Source organism: Rhizobium sp. P40RR-XXII, from assembly GCF_012641405.1.
Classification (GTDB): domain Bacteria; phylum Pseudomonadota; class Alphaproteobacteria; order Rhizobiales; family Rhizobiaceae; genus Rhizobium.
Window position 1 is genome coordinate 17503 of the sequence record NZ_JABAII010000018.1, and the last position, 23667, is coordinate 41169.

The 23667-nt window shown below is 61.3% G+C and carries 18 protein-coding genes; 15 read left to right on the forward strand and 3 right to left on the reverse strand.

All coding sequences use genetic code 11. The annotated features are described in order from the left end of the window. The first annotated feature begins 19 nt into the window (after positions 1-19). The 11 genes from tssC to HGP16_RS26690 are packed head-to-tail and all read left to right on the forward strand — an operon-like array spanning position 20 to position 15393. Positions 20-1423, forward strand: a complete 1404-nt coding sequence (gene tssC, locus HGP16_RS26640; RefSeq protein WP_246703633.1) for a type VI secretion system contractile sheath large subunit — start codon at positions 20-22, stop codon at positions 1421-1423. Beyond that, entirely contained in the window at positions 1420-2244 is an 825-nt protein-coding gene (locus HGP16_RS26645; RefSeq protein ID WP_168842980.1) for a type VI secretion system accessory protein TagJ, read from the forward strand. The genes tssC and HGP16_RS26645 overlap by 4 nt, the downstream gene beginning before the upstream one ends. Continuing rightward, a complete protein-coding gene (tssE, locus tag HGP16_RS26650; RefSeq protein WP_168842981.1) occupies positions 2237-2746 on the forward strand; it encodes a type VI secretion system baseplate subunit TssE in 510 nt (169 codons plus the stop codon). Before HGP16_RS26645 ends, tssE begins: the two co-directional genes overlap by 8 nt. Continuing rightward, on the forward strand, positions 2739-4520 hold the full coding sequence (gene tssF, locus HGP16_RS26655; protein WP_168842982.1) for a type VI secretion system baseplate subunit TssF: 1782 nt from the start codon (positions 2739-2741) through the stop codon (positions 4518-4520). The genes tssE and tssF overlap by 8 nt, the downstream gene beginning before the upstream one ends. Positions 4521-4541: 21 nt before the next feature. After that, the gene (tssG, locus tag HGP16_RS26660; protein ID WP_168842983.1) at positions 4542-5567 is read left to right on the forward strand and encodes a type VI secretion system baseplate subunit TssG; all 1026 of its coding nucleotides are present in this window, start codon (positions 4542-4544) and stop codon (positions 5565-5567) included. Continuing rightward, positions 5557-6750: a type VI secretion system-associated FHA domain protein gene (locus HGP16_RS26665; protein WP_168842984.1), complete on the forward strand. Its 1194-nt coding sequence runs from the start codon at positions 5557-5559 to the stop codon at positions 6748-6750. The genes tssG and HGP16_RS26665 overlap by 11 nt, the downstream gene beginning before the upstream one ends. Next, on the forward strand, positions 6747-8087 hold the full coding sequence (tssK, locus tag HGP16_RS26670) for a type VI secretion system baseplate subunit TssK (RefSeq protein WP_168842985.1): 1341 nt from the start codon (positions 6747-6749) through the stop codon (positions 8085-8087). Before HGP16_RS26665 ends, tssK begins: the two co-directional genes overlap by 4 nt. Beyond that, on the forward strand, positions 8084-9607 hold the full coding sequence (gene tssL, locus HGP16_RS26675; protein ID WP_168842986.1) for a type VI secretion system protein TssL, long form: 1524 nt from the start codon (positions 8084-8086) through the stop codon (positions 9605-9607). Before tssK ends, tssL begins: the two co-directional genes overlap by 4 nt. Next, a complete protein-coding gene (gene tssM / locus HGP16_RS26680; RefSeq protein WP_168842987.1) occupies positions 9604-13083 on the forward strand; it encodes a type VI secretion system membrane subunit TssM in 3480 nt (1159 codons plus the stop codon). Before tssL ends, tssM begins: the two co-directional genes overlap by 4 nt. 10 nt (positions 13084-13093) lie before the next feature. Then, on the forward strand, positions 13094-14485 hold the full coding sequence (tagF, locus tag HGP16_RS26685; RefSeq protein WP_168842988.1) for a type VI secretion system-associated protein TagF: 1392 nt from the start codon (positions 13094-13096) through the stop codon (positions 14483-14485). A 23-nt stretch (positions 14486-14508) separates the two neighbouring features. Further along, entirely contained in the window at positions 14509-15393 is an 885-nt protein-coding gene (locus HGP16_RS26690; protein ID WP_168842989.1) for a protein kinase domain-containing protein, read from the forward strand. Positions 15394-15404: 11 nt separating this feature from the next. Here HGP16_RS26690 and HGP16_RS26695 read toward each other — a convergent pair whose 3' ends face one another. Then, positions 15405-16547, reverse strand: coding sequence for a polysaccharide biosynthesis/export family protein (locus HGP16_RS26695; RefSeq protein ID WP_168842990.1), 1143 nt, complete (start codon positions 16545-16547; stop codon positions 15405-15407). A 447-nt stretch (positions 16548-16994) separates the two neighbouring features. Here HGP16_RS26695 and HGP16_RS26700 point away from each other — a divergent pair, with 447 nt between their 5' ends. Further along, positions 16995-17405, forward strand: coding sequence for a hypothetical protein (locus tag HGP16_RS26700; protein WP_168842991.1), 411 nt, complete (start codon positions 16995-16997; stop codon positions 17403-17405). Between the two features lie 42 nt (positions 17406-17447). Here the strand turns inward: HGP16_RS26700 and HGP16_RS26705 are convergent, their stop codons facing one another. After that, a complete protein-coding gene (locus HGP16_RS26705) occupies positions 17448-18380 on the reverse strand; it encodes an AraC family transcriptional regulator (protein WP_312862965.1) in 933 nt (310 codons plus the stop codon). 442 nt (positions 18381-18822) lie between these two features. Between HGP16_RS26705 and HGP16_RS26710 the strand changes: the two genes are divergently transcribed. The 3 genes from HGP16_RS26710 to HGP16_RS26720 are packed head-to-tail and all read left to right on the forward strand — an operon-like array spanning position 18823 to position 22541. Then, positions 18823-20319, forward strand: a complete 1497-nt coding sequence (locus tag HGP16_RS26710) for a sugar ABC transporter ATP-binding protein (protein WP_168842993.1) — start codon at positions 18823-18825, stop codon at positions 20317-20319. A 16-nt stretch (positions 20320-20335) separates the two neighbouring features. Next, a complete protein-coding gene (locus HGP16_RS26715; RefSeq protein ID WP_168842994.1) occupies positions 20336-21406 on the forward strand; it encodes an ABC transporter permease in 1071 nt (356 codons plus the stop codon). A 40-nt stretch (positions 21407-21446) separates the two neighbouring features. Further along, a complete protein-coding gene (locus HGP16_RS26720) occupies positions 21447-22541 on the forward strand; it encodes a substrate-binding domain-containing protein (protein ID WP_168842995.1) in 1095 nt (364 codons plus the stop codon). Positions 22542-22598: 57 nt separating this feature from the next. Here the strand turns inward: HGP16_RS26720 and HGP16_RS26725 are convergent, their stop codons facing one another. Then, the gene (locus HGP16_RS26725) at positions 22599-23618 is read right to left on the reverse strand and encodes a LacI family DNA-binding transcriptional regulator (RefSeq protein WP_168842996.1); all 1020 of its coding nucleotides are present in this window, start codon (positions 23616-23618) and stop codon (positions 22599-22601) included. Positions 23619-23667 lie beyond the last annotated feature (49 nt).

The window sequence follows — 23667 nt, forward strand, 5'->3', positions numbered from 1 at the left end:
CGCACCTTCAGCCAGCACCATGACCGCGACGACGATGGAACCGAGAGCTCCCTGGCCCCGTCAGGCGCATCGCGTGATCGCCATGATCGACGATGCGCTAAACCGGCAGGTCAATGCTATTTTGCACCACCCCGAATTCCAGGCGATGGAAGCGCGGTGGCGCGGGCTTGCCATGCTCATGCGCTATACAGGGCAGTCGGACGAGGTGAAGGTCAAGATCCTCAGCGTCAGCTGGCCCCAACTGACGCGCCATCTCGAACGGACGACGGAGTTCGACCAAAGCCATCTTTTCGAGCTGATTTACAGCCGCGAATTCGGCATGCCCGGCGGCGAGCCGTTCGGACTGCTGATCGGCGATTACGAGCTTTCGCCACAGGATCCGGCCGGGGGCGATACCGTGGGGGCGTTGACCCAGATCGGCATGGCCGCGGCCGCGGCATTCTGCCCCTTCATGGCGGCAGCTGCGCCGCAGGCAATCGGCTTGCAGGATTTCAGCGAACTCAACCGCGTGCAGGATTTTTCGTGGCTGTCCTATGATCCTGCCCGCATCCGCTGGAACGGGCTTCGGGCGCGCGAGGATTCCCGCTTCCTAGGGCTCGTCGCTCCACGGATCCTGATGCGGGCTCCCTACGAGGCCTATTCTCGCGACCGCGACGATCAATTCCCGTTTCGCGAAAGCATCGCAGCCGACGGCAGCAGCCTGCTTTGGGGCAACGGCGCCTTCGCCTTCGCGATGATCGTCATCCGCAATTTCGTCGAATCCGGCTGGTTTGCCGACATTCGCGGCGTGACGCAGGATGCAATCGACGGCGGCATGCTGAGCCAGGAGGAACTGGCGCCCTACGATCTCGGCATCGAAAGCAATGGTCTTTCGCAGCAGGCTCCTGTCGAAATCCGCCTGACCAATGCGCAGGAGCAGCAATTGTGCGAGCTCGGCATTGTGCCCGTCGCGACCACCTATCTTTCCGCCTCAGCGATCTTCAATTCCAACCAGTCGCTGCATGCACCACCGCATTATACGAGCGAGCACGCCCGGCAGAACGCGCGCATTGCGGCAATGCTGCAATATGTGCTCTGCGCCTCGCGCTTCTCGCACTACCTTAAGGTCATCATGCGCGACGAGATCGGCCGGCTTGCCGATACAATCTCGATCGAACGCAAGCTGAACGACTGGCTGTCGCGCTACACGCTCGGCAACGACGATGCGGACCTGTCGCTGCGCACGCGCTTCCCGCTGCGCTCGGCCGGCATCAGCGTCGACGAAGTTCCGGGCAAGCCCGGCATGTTCGCCTGTACCGTGCGGCTGCAGCCGCACTTTCAGCTCGATGACGTATCGACCAGTTTTCATCTCATCGCGGAGACGGCAAACGCGACGCATGCGCTCTCCCGTTCCGCAAACACGCCGCAAAGGAAATCCGCATGACGCTCGCCGCCAAGATCGCCGAAGCCCTCAGCGAAAACGCGCTCGACGATGCGATCGAGCAGGCGAAAGCGCATGTGAAGGCGGCACCGACGGACAAGGACGGAAGACATCTCCTTATCGATCTTTTGATCCTTGCCGGCGATTACGCACGAGCCGACGCGCAGTGCAATCTTGCAACGACGTTTGCGCCGGAAGACATGATGGGCTTTGCCATGCTGCGCAATCAGCTGCGGGCAATGGCGGCGCGTTCGGCCTGGTTCGAAGAGGCGGCCGCACCGGATTTCCCGAACGGCCCGACGGCTCTCGACCAGGCGGCGATGAAGGTTGCGATCGCGCATCTCGACCGTTCTGCAGATACGTCCACCACACTGCGGTCCCTGGAGGAGATCAGGGGCGAACGACCGATGAACTGGAACGGCCAGCTCGTTTCGGACTTTCGTGATCTCGACGACCGCATTCCACATGCTCTCGAAGTCATCATGACGGGCGGAGCCTATCTCTGGATCGACTTTTCGAGGATTGCCTCCCTTCACGTCGAACCGATCGCGCGCCCGCGCGATCTCGCCTTCCGCAGGGCCGAGCTGGAACTCGGGGACGGGGCAAGCGCGCCCGTCCTCCTGCCTGCGATCTACCACGGCACCACGGGTGCCAGGCTGCTGCTCGGCCGTGAGACCGAATGGGTCGATGAGGCGACGGGCATCACCACCGGCCGCGGCCAGAAATGCTTCCTGGCCGGCGACGATCTTGTTTCCTTCCACGATCTGACGTCGCTTGAAACGGTCTCCGGCTCCGACGGGACGAGGCGCGCCGCCCATGGTTGATCCGCTGGAACGCTACAGGCCTCGGGAAAGGGTCGTCGCCAGATCGATCATCGATCGGCTGATCGACGAAAATCCCGACCGCCTGCAGGATCCGCCGCAGACCTCGGCCGAGCAGCTGCGTGAACTGCGCGAATGCATCCGCCGCGATCTCGAAGCCCTGCTCAACACCCGCCGCCGCCCGACGGCACCGCCCTCGATCCATGATGAACTCGGCGATGCGCTGGTGTCTTTCGGCGTCGACGGCATGGTGTCGGCAAATCTTGTGACCGACGAAGCCAAGAACCGCCTCGCCCGGCTGATCGAGAGGCGGATCACGCTTTTCGAAACGCGGCTTTCCGACGTGCGGGTGAACATCCTGAAGAGCCGGGGCAATGGTGAGCGCGCCCTGCGCATGCGCATTCAGGCAACCTTCCGCGTGCATGAGGGCATGCCGCCCATCAGCTTTGAATCGACGATCGACCCGTCGACCCAGCGCTTCCTGGTGGAGGCCAACAATGGCTGACGGTTTTCTGCAGCGCTACAACGACGAGCTTGCTGCCATCCGCAAGCGGGCAGCCCGGTTTGCCGACGCTTTTCCGAAGATTGCCGGCCGCCTGCGTGTGACAGGCGAAGTCGCCGATGATCCCCATGTCGAGCGGCTGATCCAGAGCTTCGCCTATTCGGCGGCCCGCGTGCGCCAGAAGCTCGACGACGAGTTTCCGGAACTGACGGATGGCCTGCTGGAAACGCTTTATCCGCACTATCTGGCACCGCTACCGTCGATGAGCATCGTGCGCTTTGCTCCCAGCGCCATGTTGGCATCCGTACAGACCGTGCCGCGCCATACGGAAATCTTCGCAGAGCCGATCGGCGGCGAGAGCTGCCGCTTCCGCACCACGCAGGACACCCAGGTTGCTCCCATAGAGATCGTTTCGGCCTCCCTGGCGGGCCATCCGATCAATGCGCCGCCCTCTCCTCACGCGGGGGCTGCTGGCTGCTTGCGCCTTTCGATCCGGGCACGCGACACCAATAAGCCGTTCAGCGAGATCGGCCTCGACCAGCTTCGGCTTCATATCGGCTCTTCCTGGCAGCAGGCGGTCGCCATTCACGAGCTTCTCGTCAATCATACGCTCGGCATCGCTCTGGCCCAGCATGCCGATGACCGCGCTCCGGTCATGCTACCGGCCAAGGCTCTTCGTCCCGTCGGCTTCGAGCCGGAGGAAGCTATATTGCCCTACCCCACATCGAGCTTCACCGGCTATCGGCTGCTGACGGAATTCTTCGCCTTGCCGCAGAAATTCCTTTTCGTCGATATCGTCGGGTTGAAGGCATGGCGTGGCGAGACGCTGGAAATCTTCATCTATCTCGACGAAACCAGCGCCAAATTGGAGCGAGCCATTTCGGCGCGCGATTTCGTCCTGAATGCCACCCCGATCGTCAATCTGTTCCGTCAGACCTGCGAGCCGATCGCGCTCGACGGGACGCGCACGGAATATCGCGTGCTGCCCGATGCCAGGCGACAGAAGACGCGCGAGATCTATGCGATCGAAAAGGTGCTCCTATCGGCCCGGACCGGCGAAGAGGAACAGTGCCAGCCGTTCTTCGGCCGCAGCTTGAAAGGCGGTGCCTCGTCGCTTTTCTGGCAGTGCGCGCGCCGTTTCGATGCCGACGACCACACGTCGGACATGGAAATCACCTTCGTGGATCGGGCGCGCCGCGCAAGCGATCCCGTCGATAGGATCGCCAGCATCGACGCCCTTTGCCTCAATCGCGAACTGCCCGAGCAATTGCCGTTTGGCGGCGGCCATCCCCGTCTGCAGCTCGCCTCCGGCAGCGAGGCGGTGGAGGCCGTCGAAGCCCTGATGGCGCCGACGCCGTCCGTGCGAATGAACGAGCAGCAGGGGCGCAACTGGCGGCTCATGTCGCATCTTCAGCTCAACCATCTGTCCATCTTCGACAATGATGGCGCTGCACTGAAGGACATGCTGGCGCTCTACGCATTCAGGGACAGCCGCGAGACGCGGCAGCTCGCCGATGCCTTGGTGCGGGTCGACGCCAAGAGTTCGATGACACGCCTTGGCAGCGGCGGGATGGTGACGGGCACGGATATCCGCCTCGAGTTCGATCCGGCTGCCATCGATAGGCCCTCGGCCTATCTCTTCGGCAGCGTTCTCGACCGGTTTTTCGGGCTTTACACCTCGATCAACAGTTTCACCCGCCTCTCCATCTCGATGAAGGGGCAATCGAAGCCGATTGCCGTCTGGCCGGCTCGCGCCGCCGAACGACCGCTGCTTTGACGAAAGGATGATTTGAAGGCGATGGACCAGTTTCGGCCAAGTGATAGCGAAATGCTTGCCGCGCTGCTTGAACGCGACCCCGGTCGCTTCGAGCCGACGACGGCCTTTCGCATCGCCCAGCACGCGGCCGGCGATCACCTTACGGTATCCTCGCCGGTCGGCGTTTCGCCGGCCCCCCTTGCGGTTAGCGACTTCAAGCGCAAGGGTATGATGGGTTCGGTGCGGGCCAGCATGGCCGGCCTGCTTGGCCCTCTCGGCGCCATGCCGCCGAGCTACAATGAGCTTGTCATGCGCGAAGAGCGCAATCGCGCTCATGGGTTTTCAAGCTTCTTCGATCTCTTCACCAGCCGTCTCGCGGAGCTTTTCGTCGATGCCTGCGAGAAGTACCGGCTTGCCCGCCGCATGCGATGGAGCCCGGACAGAAGCGGAAATTCCTTCATTACGGCGCTGTTTGCGCTTTCGGGCTTCGGCACGGCGAGGCTGAAGGAGCGGGTTCGGCCGGATGACGAGCTGATCCTGAGGTTTTCCGGTTTCTTTGCAGCGCAGACGCGCAATGCGGTCAACCTGCAAGCGATGCTACGGGAATTCAGCGGGCTGCCGATTCAAATCGAATTGTTCAAGGGCCGCTGGCTTTCCATTCCCGTCGAGGAGCGCAGCCGAATGGGGCAGCCGCAGGGCGTGCAGCTGGGCGTCAATGCAACAGCGGGTGCCGCGATCCATGATTTCGGCGGCAGTTTCCGTGTGGTTATCGGGCCGGTCGATTATGAGGACTACCGCTCGCTTTCGCCTGGTAGCAGCAACATCGATGCGCTCTTTGCGCTGACGCGCCTTTATGTCGGTCCGTCACTCGATTTCGACATCCAGATCGTTTTGAAGAAAGAGCATATCCCCTTCTGCCAGCTTGGCCAGTCGGGCGACCCGCCGAGACTCGGATGGAACAGCTGGGCACGCGTCGCTGCGGCAGATCGCGACAGCGGCGATGCCGTTATCGTCGAACCCAGGGTGAACCGTAGTCCCTCGAAGCAAGGAGGCGCCCATGCGGCTTGAGCTGCGGCAAGTCTCCGGAGAGGGCGCCAGCAAGGGCTGGTTTTTCGAACGCGGCAAGCGCACGCTCGGTCGGTCGCCGGATTGCGACTGGCAGGTTTCCGACCCGGATCGGCTGATCTCGAAAGTTCATTGCGTGATCGAGCGCGACCGCGTCGGTTTTCTGCTGCGCGACCAGAGCGCCAATGGAACCCATGTGGATGGCGCAGCGATCCTGGAAGGAGAGACGGCAAGGCTTTCGGACAAGTCCAGGATCACATTCGGCGACGTCACCTTCAACGTCGTCATCACCGGGGAGGCGGATCGCGATATCGACGATCCGGCCGCCGATTTGCGCCTCAGTGATGAAACCATGACGATCTCTTCTATCCTTGCCGATATTGCGCCGGGCGGCAGCACAGCCACCGGCGTACTTGGTCAGCGGGGCGGCGATGATTGGATCGCATCGGTTCCGCAATCCTCCAAAAAAAGCAAATCATCCAGCAGGAACGTCGATATCGGCTGGAACGGTCCGCCTGATATCGCCGGCATCAAGCCAACCCTTCCGGACGACTGGAATTCGGAGTTCGAGCTTGGCAGCCAGCTGGAACATGGTCCGGCGACACATGTCTCCGTTGCCGTTGCCCGCAGCACCGGCCGGGATGCCACCGAGACTGCCAAAACGATCGTCCCGGCCAACGATATCCGAACCATGGATGAAGCGGATCAAGGGACGGACGATACGAGCCTGACTTTGCAATTCGATCCGCTTCGGCAGCTCGAAGCCCTTGTCGACACATTGGAGCAGACCCTCGACGATGAGGCATCGATCTTCGGCGTGGAGAACGATAGCGCGCATTCATCGGCCTCGCTGTTCAGCCGGGAACGGACCGACCAGCTCGCTGAACGCCTTCGATCGCTTATTTCAAGGCAATCCGCGCTCAACGCCGGCCTTGAAAATCTCGTGCGCGAAGCAAGCCGGATTTTCGAGCCGCGCATGATCGAAGCGCAGGTCGATGCCTCCCCGCGCAAGGCTCTTTGGCGCGGCAGCCGTGACTATTGGAAGTCCTATCGCAGCCGCTTCGAAAAGGACGGCAAAAGTATTTCGGTCCGCGACCTGCTGGCCGAGGCGTTCCAGGCCGCTACGGATGGCCGCGACGAACAGCATAACAGCAGTTTTTTAGAGAGGACGGGCAACACCCGATGAAGAACGAAAACCGAGTGGTTTGGAACGAAGGCATGTTCCTTCGCGTGCAGCATTTCCAGCAGGCCGACCGCTGGACGGAGCGGCTGGTCCGCACGACTGCCCGGGGACTTGCGCCCTATCCCTGGGGCATCGCGGAAATCGGCATTGATCGCAGCGCGCTTGCCATCGGCCAATTTGCGCTGTCTAACCTGCGCGGCATCCTGCCGGACGGCACGCCCTTTGAAGCGCCGATCGATGCGGACCTGCCTCCTCCACTTGATCTCGACGACTCGACAAAGAATGCCATCGTCTATCTGGCCCTGCCGGCGCGCCAGCCCGGCAAGGCCGACGTCGCCATGAACGGCAGCGCCATGCGCAATAGCGTGCGCATCACCGCCTCGCAGTATGAGGCGCCGGATGCGAATATGGAGACCGACTTCATGGCGCCGATCGATGTCGGCCGCCTGAGCCTGCGCTATCTGAAGACCGGCGACGAACTTGCCGGCTATGACCTGATCGGGCTTGCCCGCATCATCGAAGTCCGCTCCGACAGGGCGGTTATCCTCGATCCGGATTATATCGCGCCATCCTTGAATTGTGCCGCCGAGGCGCGGCTGAACGAGCTCATCACCGAATTGCTCGGCATCGTGCGCCATCGCGCCGAGGCGATTGCCGAACGCATCGGCGATCCCACGGTTCGTGGCACCGCCGAGGTGGGCGACTATTTCCTGCTCCATATCCTCAATCGCGCCGATCCGATGCTGCGCCATATCGCGGCGAATGCGTCGCGGATGCATCCGATGACCTTTTATGAGGAATGCATCCAGCTCGCGGGCGAGCTGGCCACCTTTACCACCGACCGCAAGCGCGCCAGCGATTTTCCGCCCTATCGGCACGACGATCTGAAGGCAACATTTTCGGCTGTTTTCAATGATCTACGCTCTTCTCTTTCAGCAGTGCTGGAACAAGCGGCGGTCGCGATCGAGCTCATCGAACGGCGTCACGACGTGCGCGTCGGCACCATCAACGATCGCTCGTTGCTTAAGGATGCCGGCTTCGTGCTTGCCGTGCGCGCCGAGATGTCGGCCGAAGATGTGCGCCGCAAGCTGCCGGCGCAGATCAAGGTTGGTCCCGTTGAGCGGATCGCCGAGCTTGTCAATGTCGCGCTGCCGGGCATCCCCGTCCGGCCGCTCCCCGTGCTGCCGCGGCAGCTGCCCTACCGCTCAGGCACGATCTACTTCGAACTCGATACGAAGAATCCGCTTTGGAAACAGCTTGATACCTCCGGCGCAATCGCCCTGCATCTTGCGGGCGACTTTCCTGGCCTGGAGATGGAACTGTGGGCTCTGAGAGAATGAACACACCACGCTCAACACCCTGGCACGAGCTGCCGACGATCATCGAGCTGACCGAGGACGGTGCCCGCAAGAACGAGACGGCCCGCAAGATGGCCGATTTTCTGGACGAAGAACTGGACCAGAAAGCAGGAGGCAAGGCTGGCGATGCGAGCGGCGGCTGGTCGGTCGATGCCCTGATCCGCGGCTTTCGCTTCGGTGGTGAGGACGTTCCCACCATCGTACGTTCGGCGGCGCCATTGCTCAATCTCGCCCATAGCCTGCGCAACACCGAAGAGCAGCCCGACATTGCCGAACTGCGGCGGGTGACGATCGATGCGGTCGGCCGTTATGAGCGCGATCTTGCCAGCGCCCGCATCAGCCCGGAGCGGGCACGGGCGGCGCACTATGTCGTCTGCGCGACCATCGACGACGTGGTCTTAAGCAAGCGCTGGGGCGTTCGCGCCGGCTGGGCGCGGTCCGGTCTGGTCTCGACCTTCCACATGGATGTCACCGGCGGCGATCGCGTCTTCGATCTTCTCGATCATTTTCAGCAGAGCCCCGGCACCAACAAGGATCTGCTGCTCCTCATCTATCTCTGCCTGTCGCTCGCCTTCGAGGGCCGGACGCGCGTTTCCCCGCGTGGCTCGCTGGAGCTTGGTCGCATTCGCGACAGCCTTTATAAGACACTGCTTGGCCAATATGGCGTCTTCGAGCGCGAGCTATCGCCGCATTGGCGCGGTGTTTCCGCGCGCCACAAGCCACTGCGGACGGCAGTCGCCCTCTGGACGATCCTTTCCGTGCTCGCGCTACTTTTTGCGCTTGGCTATATGTTCTTCACGCTTTCCCTCAACAGGGCCTCTGATGCCACTTTCGAGCGTCTCGCCAATCTGCCGCCGCGCGATACGCCAAGCGTTCTGATCGAGAAGCCGAAAGAGGTTACCGTACAAGTTCCACCTCCGGCAACCAAGCAGCCCGACATGCCGCCGCCCGTGGTCAAGGCGCAGCCGAGCCCGCTCGACAATCTTCTGGCCTTCCTGCAGCCGGAAGTCGATCGCAAGCTCGTCACGCTGTCGAATTCCAACGGACGGCTGCTTGTGCGCATCAACAATTCCGGCCTGTTCGACACCGGCAGTGCCGAAGTCAGCGACAAATTCCGCGATCTTCTTCAGCGCATCGGCGGCGCGCTGGCCTCGGAAAAATTCCGCGCCGTCGTGGTCGGCTATACCGATAACGTGCCGATCCGCACCGCGCAGTTCCCATCGAACTGGCATCTTTCCGAAGCGCGCGCGCGCGCCGTTGGCAACATCCTGGCAGCTTACACCGGCAAGGAGGCTATCCTGACCGAGGGCCGCGCCGACAGCGATGCTCTGGCAAGCAACGATACGCCCGAGGGCCGCGAGGCAAATCGCCGAACGGAAATTCTGGTGCTGACCGATCCGGCGCAGCGCCTCGGCGATGCTGCCCTCAACCCGCAAGCGACGCCACAAACGCAGACCGGCAAAGCGCCGGCGCCCGCGACAACGACGGGGGGTGGCCGATGAATCCGCTTGGCGCGTTCTACACGCTTCGCTCCTACGTCTCGGCCTATGCTGGCCTTCTCGGTCAGCGTTTCATATCGCTCATCTGGGTCGCGGCGATCTGCATTGTCATCTGGTTCTACGGCTATATGGCCGGTTATGGCAACTTCAAGCCACTGGCGGGTACAGGCGCGCGGATGATCGCGATCGGCGTGATCATTGCCGCCTGGCTTCTCTACATGCTGATCGCGAGGCTACGCGCGCGCAAGCGCGACAAGGCGTTCGTGGACGGCATCGCCGACGATGCAGCCAGCCAGCAGGCCGAAGTCGGCGAAATCCATGGCCGCCTGAAGGAGGCGCTGCTGCTGCTGCGCCGCATCAGCAAGAAGCGCTTCGGCTATATCTACGAACTGCCCTGGTACGTCATCTTCGGCGCACCCGGATCGGGAAAGACGACGGCACTGACCAATTCGGGACTGAAGTTCCCGCTCGGCGATGCGATGGGAAGCAGTTCCGTGCAGGGCGCCGGCGGCACACGCAACTGCAATTGGTGGTTCGCCGACGAGGCGATCATGATCGATACTGCCGGTCGTTACACGACGCAGGACGATCTGAACGGCGCATCGAAGGCCGGATGGGAAGGTTTTCTCGGCCTCCTTCGCAAATATCGCCGTTCCCAGCCGATCAACGGTGCCCTCATTACGCTCTCGATCGGCGACCTGCTCGGCCGCGATCATGAAGCCCAGCTCGACGAAGTGCGCTCCATCCGCAAGCGGCTATCGGAGCTCGATGAATTCCTCCACGCGCGCGTACCTGTTTACGTCATCCTGACCAAGGCCGATCTATTGACCGGCTTCGTCGAATTTTTCGACGGCCTTGCCAAGACAGACCGCGAGCAGGTCTGGGGGACGACTTTCAATCTCGACGAAAGCTACAAGGGCGAAAACCTGCCCGAGCGCTTCATGGAAGAGTTCGCGCTTTTGCAGCAGCGGGTCGATGCCATGCTGATCGAGCGGCTGCAGCAGGAGCCGAATGTCGAGGTGCGCGGCCGCATATTCCGCTTCCCCGCGGAGCTAGCTTCGCTCGGCGAACGCCTGCAGGAAGTACTGAGCGAACTTTGCTCGTCATCCAATCTTGTCGAAGCGCCGCTGATGCGCGGGGTCTACTTCGCCTCGGGCACACAGAGCCGGGAAACGGAAACACCGCGAACGCGCCGCAGCTATTTCCTATCGCGTCTGTTCAAGGACGTCATCTTCGGCGAGGCGTCGCTGGTCGCGCGCGACAGGCGCCTGTCCGGCCGCCAGGCCATGATCAGGCGCATCGCCTATAGCGCAGCCGCAATCGCGCTTGCGATCGTCTTCACCGGCTGGACGGCAACCTATTTTCAGAATTCCCGCGCGATCGCTGCGGCCGAACGGCGCATCGACAACTACGAGAAGCTTGCGACCGGCATCCCGGTGCGCGATGTCACCGACGCGGATTTCCTGCGGATCTTGCCGGCGCTCGACAATCTGCGCGCTGTTACCAGCGGCTTCGATGAGGCGCGTGTCTGGCCGACGAGTTTCGGCCTAGACCAGGAAGACAAGATTGTCAGCCGCCAGCGCGGCGCCTATCAGCGGGCGCTCAATTCGCTCCTTTTGCCGCCCATGCTGGTGGAGATTCAAAATGAGCTCAAACAAACATCGGACGTCCAGAAGACCTTCGATGCCTTGAAGCTATACGGCATGCTCGGCGGCATGGGGCCGATCGACAAGGATTTCGTTTCGCAGCAATCGGAAGACATGTTTGCGGCACTTTATCGCGGGGAAGGACGATCTGCCGCGCGCAAGACACTCGTTGAACATGTCGAGGCAATGGCTGCAGGCAGCCTGCCCGCGATCGAGCTGGATAACACCTTGATTGCCAAGGCGCGGGAGACCATCCATACGCAAAGTCTTGCGGCTCGCGCCTATGACATCGTGATCCATTCGCGACAGGCGCGCCGGCTTGACGCCTGGCTTCCGGTCGATGCTTTGGGGCCGCTGGGCGCTCAGATCTTCCAGCGGAAATCCAAGGCGACGCTCAGCGATGGCATTCCCGGCATTTTCACCGGCAAGGGCTATCGTGACGTGGTGCTGCCGTCGATCGCAGCGGCAGCAGCCGAGGCACTCAGGGAGAAATGGGTTCGCGGTGACGGTGGAGCGGCGTCCTATGGGATGACTACGGACGCGATTTCGCAGGCGGCGCTACAACTCTATTTTGATGCTTTCCAGCAGCGCTGGTCTTCGCTCCTCGCCGATATGCAAGTGCGCCCGTCGAGCAACCTTGCCGACGCGACCGAGACGGCGCGCATTCTGGCGGCCAATCCAAGCCCCGTGGAGATGGTGCTGAAATCAATCGCCGCAGCCACGGATCTGCGTCCGGCTGCCGGCGCCGAAGTCGCCTCGCTAGACGATGCTCCGGATGCGGCACTTACGGCCGCCACAGCAAGTGCTGTCAATGCACCTGATCCTTACGGTCCACTGCGTGCCGCACTTGAAGTAAATTCCGCCAATGCGCAACCGTCGCAGGACGGAAAGGACGCTAGCAGCGACAAGCCGCGCTCCCATATCCAGAGCCTCCAGCCAATCCTGCAGAATATCTACAGTCAGTTGTCGCGTGCGGCCAATTCGACGGCGGAGGTTGCCCGCGTCTTCGACGCCGGCGGCCAGCTCGCCAATGCCAACCAGGATCTGTTGCAGCAGGCGCGCGGCTTGCCCGCACCGGCGGATGCATGGATGGTGGCGGTTGCAGCCGATATCGGCTCGCTGGCGGTCAAGACGGCCCGCGCCCGCATCAATGATCTTTGGGCGGCCGAAGGCGCCGATCTTTGCGCTCGGATCGTCACCGGTCGCTATCCTTTCGACCGGACATCCAGCCAGGATATCGCCATGGCCGATTTCGTTCGGCTCTTTGGACCGCAGGGCATATTCCAGAACTTCTTCAAGAACCGGCTTGAGGCTTTTGTCGATACCAGTGCCCAGCCATGGGGCTGGCGCGGCACCTTCGGTGGTGACAGCATTCCGAGCCAAGCGATCGCGCAGTTCGAGAATGCCAGCAAGATTGAGAACGCCTTCTTCCCGGCTGGCAGCGAGAAACCCGCCATATCGATCAATATCAAGCCCGTCTCGCTGTCGGACTCGGCCAATGCTGTAATCATGGATATCGTTGGCGAACGCGTCGTCTATAACCACGGACGCATAGTCCCGAAATCCATTGCCTGGCCGGCGGCCGGCGCACAGAACCAATCTCAGATCGCATTCTTGCCGGGAGGCTGGCAGGAGGCCATGACACAGACCGGCGACTGGTCGCCCTTCCGCCTGTTCGATGCCGCCAAGGTGACGGTTCAGGCCCCCGATCTCTTCCGTGCCAGATTCGAAGACAAAGGCCAAGAAGCGGAATTCGACGTGCAATTCGGCTCGGTGCTCAATCCTTTCCGGCTGCAGGCATTCTCCGACTTCAGCTGCCCGGCACAATTCTGATGGTCTGCCGATGAACGATGCCCTTCCCCGCGCTCAATCGCCGATGCAGGCCGATGCGATCGGCTTCTTCGGCAAATTGCCGACACATGGCGATTTCGTTTCCTCCGCCCTCGGATTGCGCCTGCAAAGCGAGCTTGACCGATGGATTCACGGCGGCCTCATCGCCCTTGAAGCGACGTTGGGCGAGGAATGGCGCCGGCTTTTTCATGCGACGACGGCCTGGCGCTTCGTGGTCGGCAGCGGCATCTGGGGGCCGACCGCCGTTGCGGGCGTGCTCCTGCCGAGCCGCGATCGTGTCGGACGGAGCTTCCCTCTGATCATCGTCGCACAGCTGCAGCGCTTTTCCGGTCAGCTGCGCGATCTTTGCGAGGATGACAGCTGGTTTACAGCGGCAGAAGCGCTCGCAGAAACCTCCGACAACGCCGACTTCGACATGCAGCGCTTCATCGAGGGCACCAAGCGGCTTCGCTCGCCCTTTGCCGACAAGCGATCGGCGACGGCGCAATCGGCTGCCGCGGGCGAGGCCGGCCCGCCCGCCTCGCTCTGGTGGCGCATCAATCCCGGCACGCGCCATGGCAAGGGATTTCGCACCATGGCAGCACCCACGGCGCAGGATTTCGTCAAGCTCGTGACAGCCGAAGCCATCCGGGCGCCCATCGCCACGGAGCCGTTGGTGCGCGCTGCGGCATCCGTTCCAGACACACCGGACAAAGAGGTGCAGGTCGCACCGGCAACCCGGGTGGATTGGACGATAGATTACAGTCGCGCCAGTCATCCGGGAACACGTTTTTCGCTGAATGCCGATGCCCTTCTCGTCAGCGCACCTCGCATCTTCGCGATTGCCGATGGCGTCGGCGATGGCCTCAGTGCCATTGAGGCGGCAAGGATCACGACCGGGATCCTCGCCGGCATTCCCGAACGCGAGAGCGCGCAAGCATTGGTGCAGGACGTCAAAGGCAAACTCAGCCACGCACATGCAATCCTTCGCGCCAAGGGCGCAAATTCCGAAAAAGAAGCCGCCGTTGCCAGTTTCGTGGTTGCAATCGTGCTTGATGACGAATTCGCGGCCATATGGGCAGGAGACGCGCGCTGCTATCTGCTGCGCGATGGATTGATGCGGCTTTTGACGCATGATCATATCGACATTGGGCTTCGGCGCACGCTTGGCCGCGGCCTGGGGCTGAAGGATCAGTTCGTCGCGGAAACCGTTAGCGATCAACTTAGCCGCGGCGATCGCCTGCTGCTTGTGAGTGGCCCGCTCTCCCGCGCGCTTACGGATCGCATCATTGCCGAGATCCTGATCGAGACACCTCTGGAACAGGCAGCCGAGGCGCTGATCCAGGAGGCGCTCATCGCCAACTGCCGCGAAAACGTCAGCGCAATCGTCATCAGCGCCCAATGAGCGGAGATCCAAGCACCAATGAGATGAAAGAGATCGCAACGCGCTTTGCCGAGCTGCTGCATCTCATCACCCACGACGGCGAAACCGAGCGGCCGAAGACCATGAGCGATCTTCTGGCCGATCGATTGCGCGATGCGCTGGATCGGCGCCTGCCCTCGATCGCCGACGATCAGCCGAGCTTCGTCGCGAACACGTTTCTGGTGGAAGCGGTCGTGCATCGCAACGAGCGGACGGAAATCAGCCGGTTGCGCCATCGCGATCTGGGAACGCGGCATGCGCTGAAGACGATCAGCGCCGAGCGAGCCGACGAAGCCGTCACCAAGGCCCTGCTGTTGCGGGAGGCACGGATAGGCATGACCCTTTGCCATGTCCATCTCGCCGCCGTGCAATGCGCCATCCGCCTGGCCGATGGCCGCCCCGCAATCATCGCGGAATGGGCCGGGCCATCGCTGCCGCAACGATTGGCCGCCAGCTCGATTTCGTTGGGGGATGTCAGGGCGGCTATGCGGTCCCTGCTTGCGGGGCTTAATGCAATTCATGCGGCTGGCTTTGTCCACGGCGATATTTCGCCCGCCAACCTGCTGCTATGCGAAGACGACTTCAGGCGGCTGAAGATTACCGATTTCGGCACGACGATCGAATACGGGGCACGCTATCGCGACCTGGATATTGCGAAGGCCGCAACAGCGGGTTTCAGCGCGCCGGAACTCTTAAGAGATCCCGGCGCCGATCCGCGTGCCGATCTTTATTCGGCCGGTTGCGTGATGAAACTGCTTCTCGATCATTGCGACGAGGCCGATGAAACGGTTGCGCGGTTGACGGCCGTCGCGCAGCACCTGGCAGATCAAAGCCCATCGAGCAGGCCGCCGAGTGCAACGGCGGCCATTGCCTTGATAGACGAGGTCTAGTCCGAACCCTGTCAGTTCGACGATGAACTGCCCGGTAGCGGGGCGGCAGCCGTCGGCACGCTCTTCTGATAGACGGTCAACAGCTTGGCGGCATCGACCATGTCTGCGTTGCTGGCGTAAATCGTGTCGCCATCCTGCATCTTGAACTGTTGCATCAGCACGAAATTAGAGACTTGCTTGAGGTTGACGCTGTAGATGACTGGCTTGACCGAAACGACGGTCGGCGCACTGGCGCTCTTAGCTAGGCTCGACGCAACCTGCGAATAGATCTTCTGATTCCGGAAAAGGTAGAAGTTGCGGGAGTCAGCACGATCGTCGAGCATACCACCGGCGCGGGCAAGCGCCTGGGCCAAGGTCGTCTTGCCCGGTTCCAGCGGAAATTCACCGACGCTCTTGAAGGCGCCAAGCGCCGTGAAGGTTTGCGACGCTCCGTCGACGAAGACCTGATCGCCAGGAACGAGATACACGTTCTGCTTATCGTCCTGGAGAATGCGAGCGAGCGGCGCGGTGGCGCGCTGCGTTCCACGAGTCACTGTAACGGTGGTATTGCTGGGCGCAGAGGATGCGCCGCCGGCCAGCGCGAGAACATCGAGCACGCGCTCCTTGCGCGCCGTCAGCGGAAAGCGTCCAGCCGAGCGAACCTTGCCATCGACCGTCACGGCGTTGGAAGGCTGGTCGACGACCGTGACCACAGCCTGGGGATTGACCGAGGAGCCCTTAAGGGCGGTGACGATCTGCGATTGCACGCCTTCCGGGCTCGAACCGCTCACCTTCTGCTTACCGACGTAGGGCATCGTGACAAAACCCTTCGGATCGACCGTGAAGCGACCCAGATTAAGCGACTTGCTCTGGGTCGCGGACAACAAACCATCCTCGCCCGTATCGAGCACGGTCACGTCGAAGACGTCTCCCGCGCGCAGCCGCGCATTGGAATAGCCGCCCGAGCGGAGGCTTGCGAGCCCCAGATCGGTGGGCGCATAGGACGGCGCAACGACCTGCGCGCCCATCGGAGCCTCGGAGAGCGGCACGACCGGAATCTTCCGCTGCGTGTCGGGCATCCTGGCATTGCGGATATTAAGGGCGCTTGGCCCGTCAGACGGCCTTGCACAGGCGCTGAGGACAACCAAGGGTAAAATCGCCGCCCATTTCCGCATTCCGGAATCTCCTTCGGATGTTAGAAGCAAGGCAGAAATATCAACCACAGGGCGGGAGGCAATATGCCGGGCTAATAAATAATGAATTATGACAGTCCGGTTGTTTACGATTGTGTCCAAATAGCAACCGATCACCCGCTTTGATGGTTGGGACCACGCCTCCGCATTCATTTCGACTACGACTTAACGGCCGAAATACACGGAGAAATTACGAATCAGGCGGCAACCACGGCGATAGGGAATGCAGGATGCAGACACGGTCGTCCATAATCATTTAGAAGATGAAACCTCTTTCACTCAAGCGACGCGTGCAAGGCGACGATGATACATTTCCGTCGAAACCCTCCCTTCACGCGTGTTTCCTCGATAGACGCACTCTCTCCAAAATAGTATCAAGATTACGCGTTGACCTGACCGTCTTTCTCAGTAGCAAAAGGCTATGAAATCATGATTACAAGGATAGCTTGCGTATTTGCGCTCGGCGTTTTTTCCGCCGCCCCGGCGTTCGCGGACGCTTGTTCGGATCATTACGAGAGCAGCGGCGTGCCGCTCGTGACGGGCATCACCTACAAGACCTGGATGGTTTTCCCGTCCGTCAATACCACCGCCGCCTTCGACAAGGTGTCGCGCGCTGTTTTGGCCGAAGGCTTTGTCGATGTGAACGTGGAGAAGAAACTCGGCACGCTGACCGCGCAGCAGGAAACGAGCGGATCCGGCAGACCGCAAACTCTGCGCGTGGTCGTGCGCAAGAATGGCAAGGGCAGCCGCGTCGATGCGGTCTTCATCGTGCAGCAGGGCCAGGTGGCGCCGGGCGTCGGCAAGAATCTCTGCCGTATCGTGAATGCGGTCGGCGAATGAACCGCCTGCGGGCGAAACCTTGTTCGCTCGGCAGACCTCATCTTACCTATCGCCGTTCCGGGGCCGTCTCGCAGTCTCGGACGGCATTTCGCCAAAGGCCTGATGATAGAGCGCCGCAAAGCGCCCCATGTGGGAAAACCCCCAATCGCGTGCCATCTCGGCGACCGGCCGTGAAGGTCCGCAGTCCATCAACGCCTTGCGAGCGCCCTGCAGACGGATCATCCTCAGATAGTTAAGGGGCGTCATGTTCTTGAATTGCTGAAAAGCGGCCTGAACCGACCTCACGCTTGTTCCGGCCTCGCGGGCAATTTCACCGATCCGGATGTCGGCGCCGACATTGGCATGCATAAATTCGACGGCGCGCTTCAACTGCTTTGGCATCGCCGGTGAAACCGGCCGGCGCAAGTGCGCTGAATAGGCATGCGGCACCACTTCCAACAGCGCGATCATCATCGCCTGCAGCAGACGCTCGCTGAACGCCAGGGACGAGCGGTCCGCATCGTCAACCGTCAAATTCTGCCAGATCAAATTTCCGAGTGTCGCGATCTGCGCGCCTCTTTGCGTCATGAGATCGACGGCGCCGCCCATTTCCAGATCGTCGAGAACGGGCGCGTCCAGCAATTCGCTCAACTGACGGATCATTGCCGATTTTTCGAAGGCCATGCCCATATGGCCGCGCCGCTCTTCCAGGGTCAGCTTTTCGAACGACGACATATCTGCAAGCAGGCCCTCGCCTGCCTCCGATACCAGCTGTCGCCCTCCTGCATCGATCAACATTTTGCCCATGGTTGGGAGATAGAGACCGTAGGCATTAGGACCACCGGGAAGCGTCACGCTCATTCCGGAATGACATTTCCCATTCCACACGCTGCAGGAACCGACCGTATAATGTCGGTCCTCCACCGAAATCGAAGCGCGTCGTTTGAGAGGCTCGACGACGGCGGGAAATAGGGTTCTCGCATAATGTGCCGTCATCTCCTCAGCATCGGCATTGTCAATTTTGAATATCGATTGAGTAACGTACGTCAAAAATTTTCCTCAGATGCACGCATTGAGACGCCTTCCTTTAGAATTTCTCAACGCGTGCGGCGGCAGCTCGTCATTCATATCTCCGGCAAATAATTTTAGACGAGATGTGATCCAAGCGCACTACCTAAGAAATATTAGTCCAAATAGAGGATGATACAACTCTAGTTAGTACTATGAACGTTTGGCGAGAAAAGATCATCATTTCATAAGATGATTGCGGCCATCAGTTTTTTTATTTTAGATATAAAGAAAATCACTTCGGAAATACAGATTACAATTCTTTCAACATTAAAGGAACGCATCCAGCAATGAGGTTCGGAGCAGAAGGCCTTGACGGAATGTTATCGATAACATAGCCTCCTTCCATCGAAGCTTTGGGAGGAGCGGGATGGACGACGGAAAGCTGCTCGAATTTTGCGAGATCACCAAGGAGTTTGGTGGAACGCGCGCCCTGTCGAATGTTTCGCTCGATCTGCGGCCGGGTGAAATCCTGGCGCTTCTTGGTGAAAACGGCGCAGGCAAATCGACGCTCATCAAGACGCTGGCAGGCATCTACAAGCCCGATGGCGGACAGATCCTGTTTCGCGGCAAGCCCTATCATCACCGCCCGCCGCAGCCTAACCAGCGTCAGCCGGTCGCCTTCATCCACCAGGATCTCGGGCTGATCGAGTGGATGACGGTCGGCGAGAATGTCGGGCTGGCGCAGGGTTATTCTCTGCGCGGCCGCCTGATCGACTGGCGCGCGACGGAGCGGCGCACGGCAGAGGCGCTGAAGCTCGTGGGCTGCGACTTCGATCCTTCGACCCGCGTTCAGGAACTGACGCGCACGGAAAAATCACTCGTCGCAATCGCCCGCGCACTCGCCGTCGAAGCAGATGTGCTGGTCCTTGACGAACCCACCGCCAGCCTGCCCGCCGACGAAGTCGAGAAGCTGTTTGCGGCCATTCGGCCGCTCAAAGAACGCGGCGTGGCCATGATTTACGTCTCGCATCGGCTGGACGAGATTTTCCGCATTGCCGACCGCGTCGCTGTCTTGCGCGACGGTCAGTTGGTCGGCCAGAAGCCGGTTTCGGAGACGACGCCGGATGAGCTCATTCGCATGATCGTCGGGCGCAAGGCCGACCAATTGTTCGTCAAGGCGGAAAGAGCGGCAGGACCTGCAGTCGTTTCTGTCAAGGAGCTTTCCTGCCGCGGCGCCGGACCCGTGTCCTTCGATATTCGGCAAGGGGAATTGCTCGGTCTTGTCGGTTTGCGCGGTGCGGGGCAGGAACTGATCGGACGCGCGCTGTTCGGCTGCGAGCCATCGCACGGTACGGTGCGACTGAACGGGAGCGAGCCGGACCTTTCCAGCACGGTCGCAGCGATGGCGTCCGGCATCGGCCTGATCGCCAGGGACCGGACCGAAGAGTCCGTCGCCATGTCGCTCAGCCTGCGTGAAAATACCTTCCTGAACCCTGGTGCGTCGGGGCGTAGCTTGTTTTCGTTCCTGTCGCCGCGCCGGGAGGCGGAAGCGGCCTACTCTCTCGGCGCCCGCGTCGGTCTCAGGCCCAACGATCAAAGCCTCGCCATCGAGGCACTATCGGGCGGCAACCAGCAGAAGGTCGTCGTGGGACGATGGCTGGCGACGGGTCGCAAATTGTTGATCGCCGAAGATCCGACGGCCGGCGTCGACGTCGGCGCCAAGGCCGACATCTATCGCCTGATCGCCGAGGCAGTCGAGGCTGGCCTTGCCGTTCTCGTCGTCTCAACCGATTTCGAGGAAATCGCCCATATCTGCCATCGCACCCTCGTATTTTCGCGCGGAAGGATCGTGCGCGAGCTTAGCGGCGCTAACCTCACAACACCGGCGGTCATCGCCGCCGCATCGGCATCCGAAGCGGCCTGAACCGGAGAGAAACATCATGCAATCGATCGAATCCAACGCGCTCGAGCCGACCCGCGCCGAGCTTTCGGCTATGAGCTTCGGCCAGAAGGTCCAGCGTCTGCTGCCCGTTTACGGCCTCGTCATCCTGACCGTGCTGCTGATCGTGCTCTTCTCCATTCTGCTGCCGCAGACGTTTCCGACCATGCTCAACCTGCGTTCGATCGTTTCGGATAAGACGATCATCGCCATCCTGTCGCTTGCGGCAATGATCCCGATGGCGGCGGGCCGCATCGATCTGACGATCGGCTATGGCATCGTGCTGTGGCACGTGCTTGCGATCAGCCTTCAGACAATGTTCGGCCTGCCGTGGCCGGTCGCCGTGCTTATCGTCATTGCGCTCGGCGCGCTGACCGGTTTCCTGAATGGCCTTCTGGTGGAAATTGCCAAGATCGACAGCTTCATCGCAACACTCGGCACAGGCACTGTCCTTTATGCGATCGCGCTCTGGCATACGGGCGGCCGGCAGGTTGTGGGCATGTTGCCGCAAGGGTTTTATGCACTGAACGGCACCATGGTTTTCGGCCTGCCGATCACCGGCATCTACGTCCTTGGCCTTGCCTTCGTCATGTGGATCGTCCTCGAATATCTGCCGATCGGCCGCTACATCTACGCGATCGGCGCCAATCCGAAAGCCGCCGCGCTGAACGGCATCCCGGTTCGTCGTTTTGTCATCGGCGCCTTCGTCACCTCGGGCACGCTTGCCGCCATTGCCGGCGTGCTGCTTGCCTCCAAGCTGCGCATCGGTCAGGCAAGCGTCGGGCTTGAATATCTCCTGCCCGCGCTGGTCGGCGCATTCCTTGGCTCGACGACGATCAAGCCGGGCCGCGTCAACGTCTGGGGCACGATGATCGGCGTCATCATCCTAGCGGTCGGCATTGCCGGCATCCAGCAATTCGGCGGTTCCTTCTATGTCGAGCCTCTGTTCAACGGCGTCACATTGCTGGTCGCGATCGGCATTGCCGGCTATGCGCAGCGACGCCGCAGCCATGCAGGGCGCATGGCGCCGGCCCAGGCACCGCAACTCTCCGCCAAGCCGGCGGAGAAATGAAAATCATCTGAAGTTCAAATGTCCAAAGGGAGGAGACGACATGAACCGTAGACAATTCCTGCAGGCGACCACCGCCGTTCTCGTGCTGTGCGCCGGCCAGGCCTATGCCGATCCGATGGCGGATGCGAAGGCCGTCGTCGACAAATATGCGACGCCGGTGACCAAATGGGACGGCCCGACGACCGGCCCGAAGGCACAGGCCGGCAAGACCATCGTCGTGCTTGCGGGCGACCTCAAGAATGGCGGCATTCTCGGCGTCAGCAACGGTGTCGAGGAAGCAGCCAAGGCCATCGGCTGGCAGGTGAAGGTTCTCGACGGCGCGGGCTCGATCGGCGGTCGCACGGCTGCCTTCGGTCAGGCGATCGCGCTGCAGCCGGCCGGCATTATCATCGATGGTTTCGATGCCGTCGAGCAGGCACCGGCGCTGGAGCAGGCAAAAGCCGCCAAGATCCCGCTGGTCGCCTGGCATGCGGGCCCGGTCATCGGCCCCGACGACAAGAACGGCCTCTTCGCCAATGTCAGCACCGACGCCATGGAAGTCTCGAAGGCCGCCGCCGACTGGGCCTTCGTCGATGCCAAGGGCAAGCCGGGCGTCATCATCTTCACCGACTCCACCTATGCGATCGCCATCGCCAAGGCGGACAGGATGAAGCAGGAAATCGAGCGGCTAGGCGGCAAGGTGCTGGAATACGTCGACACCCCGATCGCCGAGACGTCGCAGCGCATGCCGCAGCTCACGACGTCGCTCCTGCAGAAATATGGTGACAGCTGGACCCATTCACTTGCGATCAACGACCTCTATTTCGACTTCATGGGTCCCTCGCTCGCCTCCGCCGGCAAGGGCGGCACCGACGCACCGATCAATGTCGCCGCCGGCGACGGCTCGCAATCGGCCTATGAACGCATCCGCGCCGGTCAATTCCAGAAGGTCACGGTGGCCGAACCCCTCAATCTTCAGGGCTGGCAGCTGATCGACGAACTCAATCGCGCATTCGCCGGCGAAAAATGGTCGGGCTACCTGTCGCCGCTGCATGTCGTGACGGCCGACAATATCCAGTCCGATGGCGGACCGAAAAACACGTTTGATCCGGATAACGGCTATAAGGACGAATACAAGAAGATCTGGGGCAAGTGATCCCGTTGAAACGATATGGCGCGGCCTACGGGTCGCGCCATATCATTCGGCAAGATGCTAAACTCGGCGGCTGCTATCGCGCGCAATCAGTTGCGGTGAAATCCTAACATCGGTGACTGGCTGTGTGCCATCGAGAATATCCAGGATCAGTTGCGCGGTCCGCTCGCCGATTTCCCGCGCAAAGGCGTTGATCGTCGTCAATGTCGGCACGCAGACTTCGCCGATTTCATAATTGCCGAAGCCGCCGATGGAAAAGCGCTCTGGCACCGGAATCCCAAGTCGGCGACATTCGGTGAGCGCGCCGTAGGCGGCAAGATCCGAGACGCAGACGACGGCCTGCGTATCCGGATAGAGCTCGATCAACTTCGCCATGGCATTGGCGCCTTCCCGCATAGAAATCGGCGGCGATCCCGCGGCGATCAGCCGGGTGGCATCAAGGCCATGCGCCTGCATCGCCGCGATGAAGCCAAAGCGGCGCTCGCTGCCGCGCGAGTCCCTCTCGACATCGCCGCCGATGAAGGCGATGCGCCGACAGCCAAGGGCTACGAAATGGTCCACCATATCCCGCATGACGGCCGTGTTGGAAAAGCCGACATAGTGGCCGATCGGATCGGCCGGGATGTCCCAGGTCTCGATCACTGGAATGGCGACGGTCTGCAGGAGCCTGCGGGCACGGTCCGTATGCGTGCCACCGGTCACGACGATCGCCTGCGGCTTGCGGCGCAGCAATTGCTCGATCAGCCGCTCCTCCTCCTCGACATTATAGTTCGTGTAGCCAAACAGGATCTGCATGTCCCGCTTGGATAGGATATCGGAAAGGCCGCCGGCAGTCTCCGCGAAGTTGGCATTGTTGATGGAGGGAATGGTGACCGCGACAAAGCCTGACTTTTGCGAACGAAGATTGGAGGCCGTACTGTCGAAGACATAGCCGAGTTCCTCCGCCGTTCTGAGGATGGCTTCGCGCGTCTCCGGGCTGACGAGGCTATCGGCCTTGAAGGCGCGCGATACCGTCATGGGAGAGACTCCCATGACGCGGGCTATATCTGCCATGGTGGGCGTTTTGCGATCGTTGCTCATCGACGGCCTATGTTATCGTTACCATCAGAGTAATATGCCTCTCCCATGG

Coding starts and splice junctions, on each gene's coding strand:
- tssC (WP_246703633.1), top strand. CDS start 20: ATGACCGCGACGACGATGGAACCGAGAGCTCCCTGGCCCCGTCAGGCG.
- HGP16_RS26645 (WP_168842980.1), top strand. CDS start 1,420: ATGACGCTCGCCGCCAAGATCGCCGAAGCCCTCAGCGAAAACGCGCTC.
- tssE (WP_168842981.1), top strand. CDS start 2,237: ATGGTTGATCCGCTGGAACGCTACAGGCCTCGGGAAAGGGTCGTCGCC.
- tssF (WP_168842982.1), top strand. CDS start 2,739: ATGGCTGACGGTTTTCTGCAGCGCTACAACGACGAGCTTGCTGCCATC.
- tssG (WP_168842983.1), top strand. CDS start 4,542: ATGGACCAGTTTCGGCCAAGTGATAGCGAAATGCTTGCCGCGCTGCTT.
- HGP16_RS26665 (WP_168842984.1), top strand. CDS start 5,557: ATGCGGCTTGAGCTGCGGCAAGTCTCCGGAGAGGGCGCCAGCAAGGGC.
- tssK (WP_168842985.1), top strand. CDS start 6,747: ATGAAGAACGAAAACCGAGTGGTTTGGAACGAAGGCATGTTCCTTCGC.
- tssL (WP_168842986.1), top strand. CDS start 8,084: ATGAACACACCACGCTCAACACCCTGGCACGAGCTGCCGACGATCATC.
- tssM (WP_168842987.1), top strand. CDS start 9,604: ATGAATCCGCTTGGCGCGTTCTACACGCTTCGCTCCTACGTCTCGGCC.
- tagF (WP_168842988.1), top strand. CDS start 13,094: ATGAACGATGCCCTTCCCCGCGCTCAATCGCCGATGCAGGCCGATGCG.
- HGP16_RS26690 (WP_168842989.1), top strand. CDS start 14,509: ATGAAAGAGATCGCAACGCGCTTTGCCGAGCTGCTGCATCTCATCACC.
- HGP16_RS26695 (WP_168842990.1), bottom strand. CDS start 16,547: ATGCGGAAATGGGCGGCGATTTTACCCTTGGTTGTCCTCAGCGCCTGT.
- HGP16_RS26700 (WP_168842991.1), top strand. CDS start 16,995: ATGATTACAAGGATAGCTTGCGTATTTGCGCTCGGCGTTTTTTCCGCC.
- HGP16_RS26705 (WP_312862965.1), bottom strand. CDS start 18,380: ATGACGGCACATTATGCGAGAACCCTATTTCCCGCCGTCGTCGAGCCT.
- HGP16_RS26710 (WP_168842993.1), top strand. CDS start 18,823: ATGGACGACGGAAAGCTGCTCGAATTTTGCGAGATCACCAAGGAGTTT.
- HGP16_RS26715 (WP_168842994.1), top strand. CDS start 20,336: ATGCAATCGATCGAATCCAACGCGCTCGAGCCGACCCGCGCCGAGCTT.
- HGP16_RS26720 (WP_168842995.1), top strand. CDS start 21,447: ATGAACCGTAGACAATTCCTGCAGGCGACCACCGCCGTTCTCGTGCTG.
- HGP16_RS26725 (WP_168842996.1), bottom strand. CDS start 23,618: ATGAGCAACGATCGCAAAACGCCCACCATGGCAGATATAGCCCGCGTC.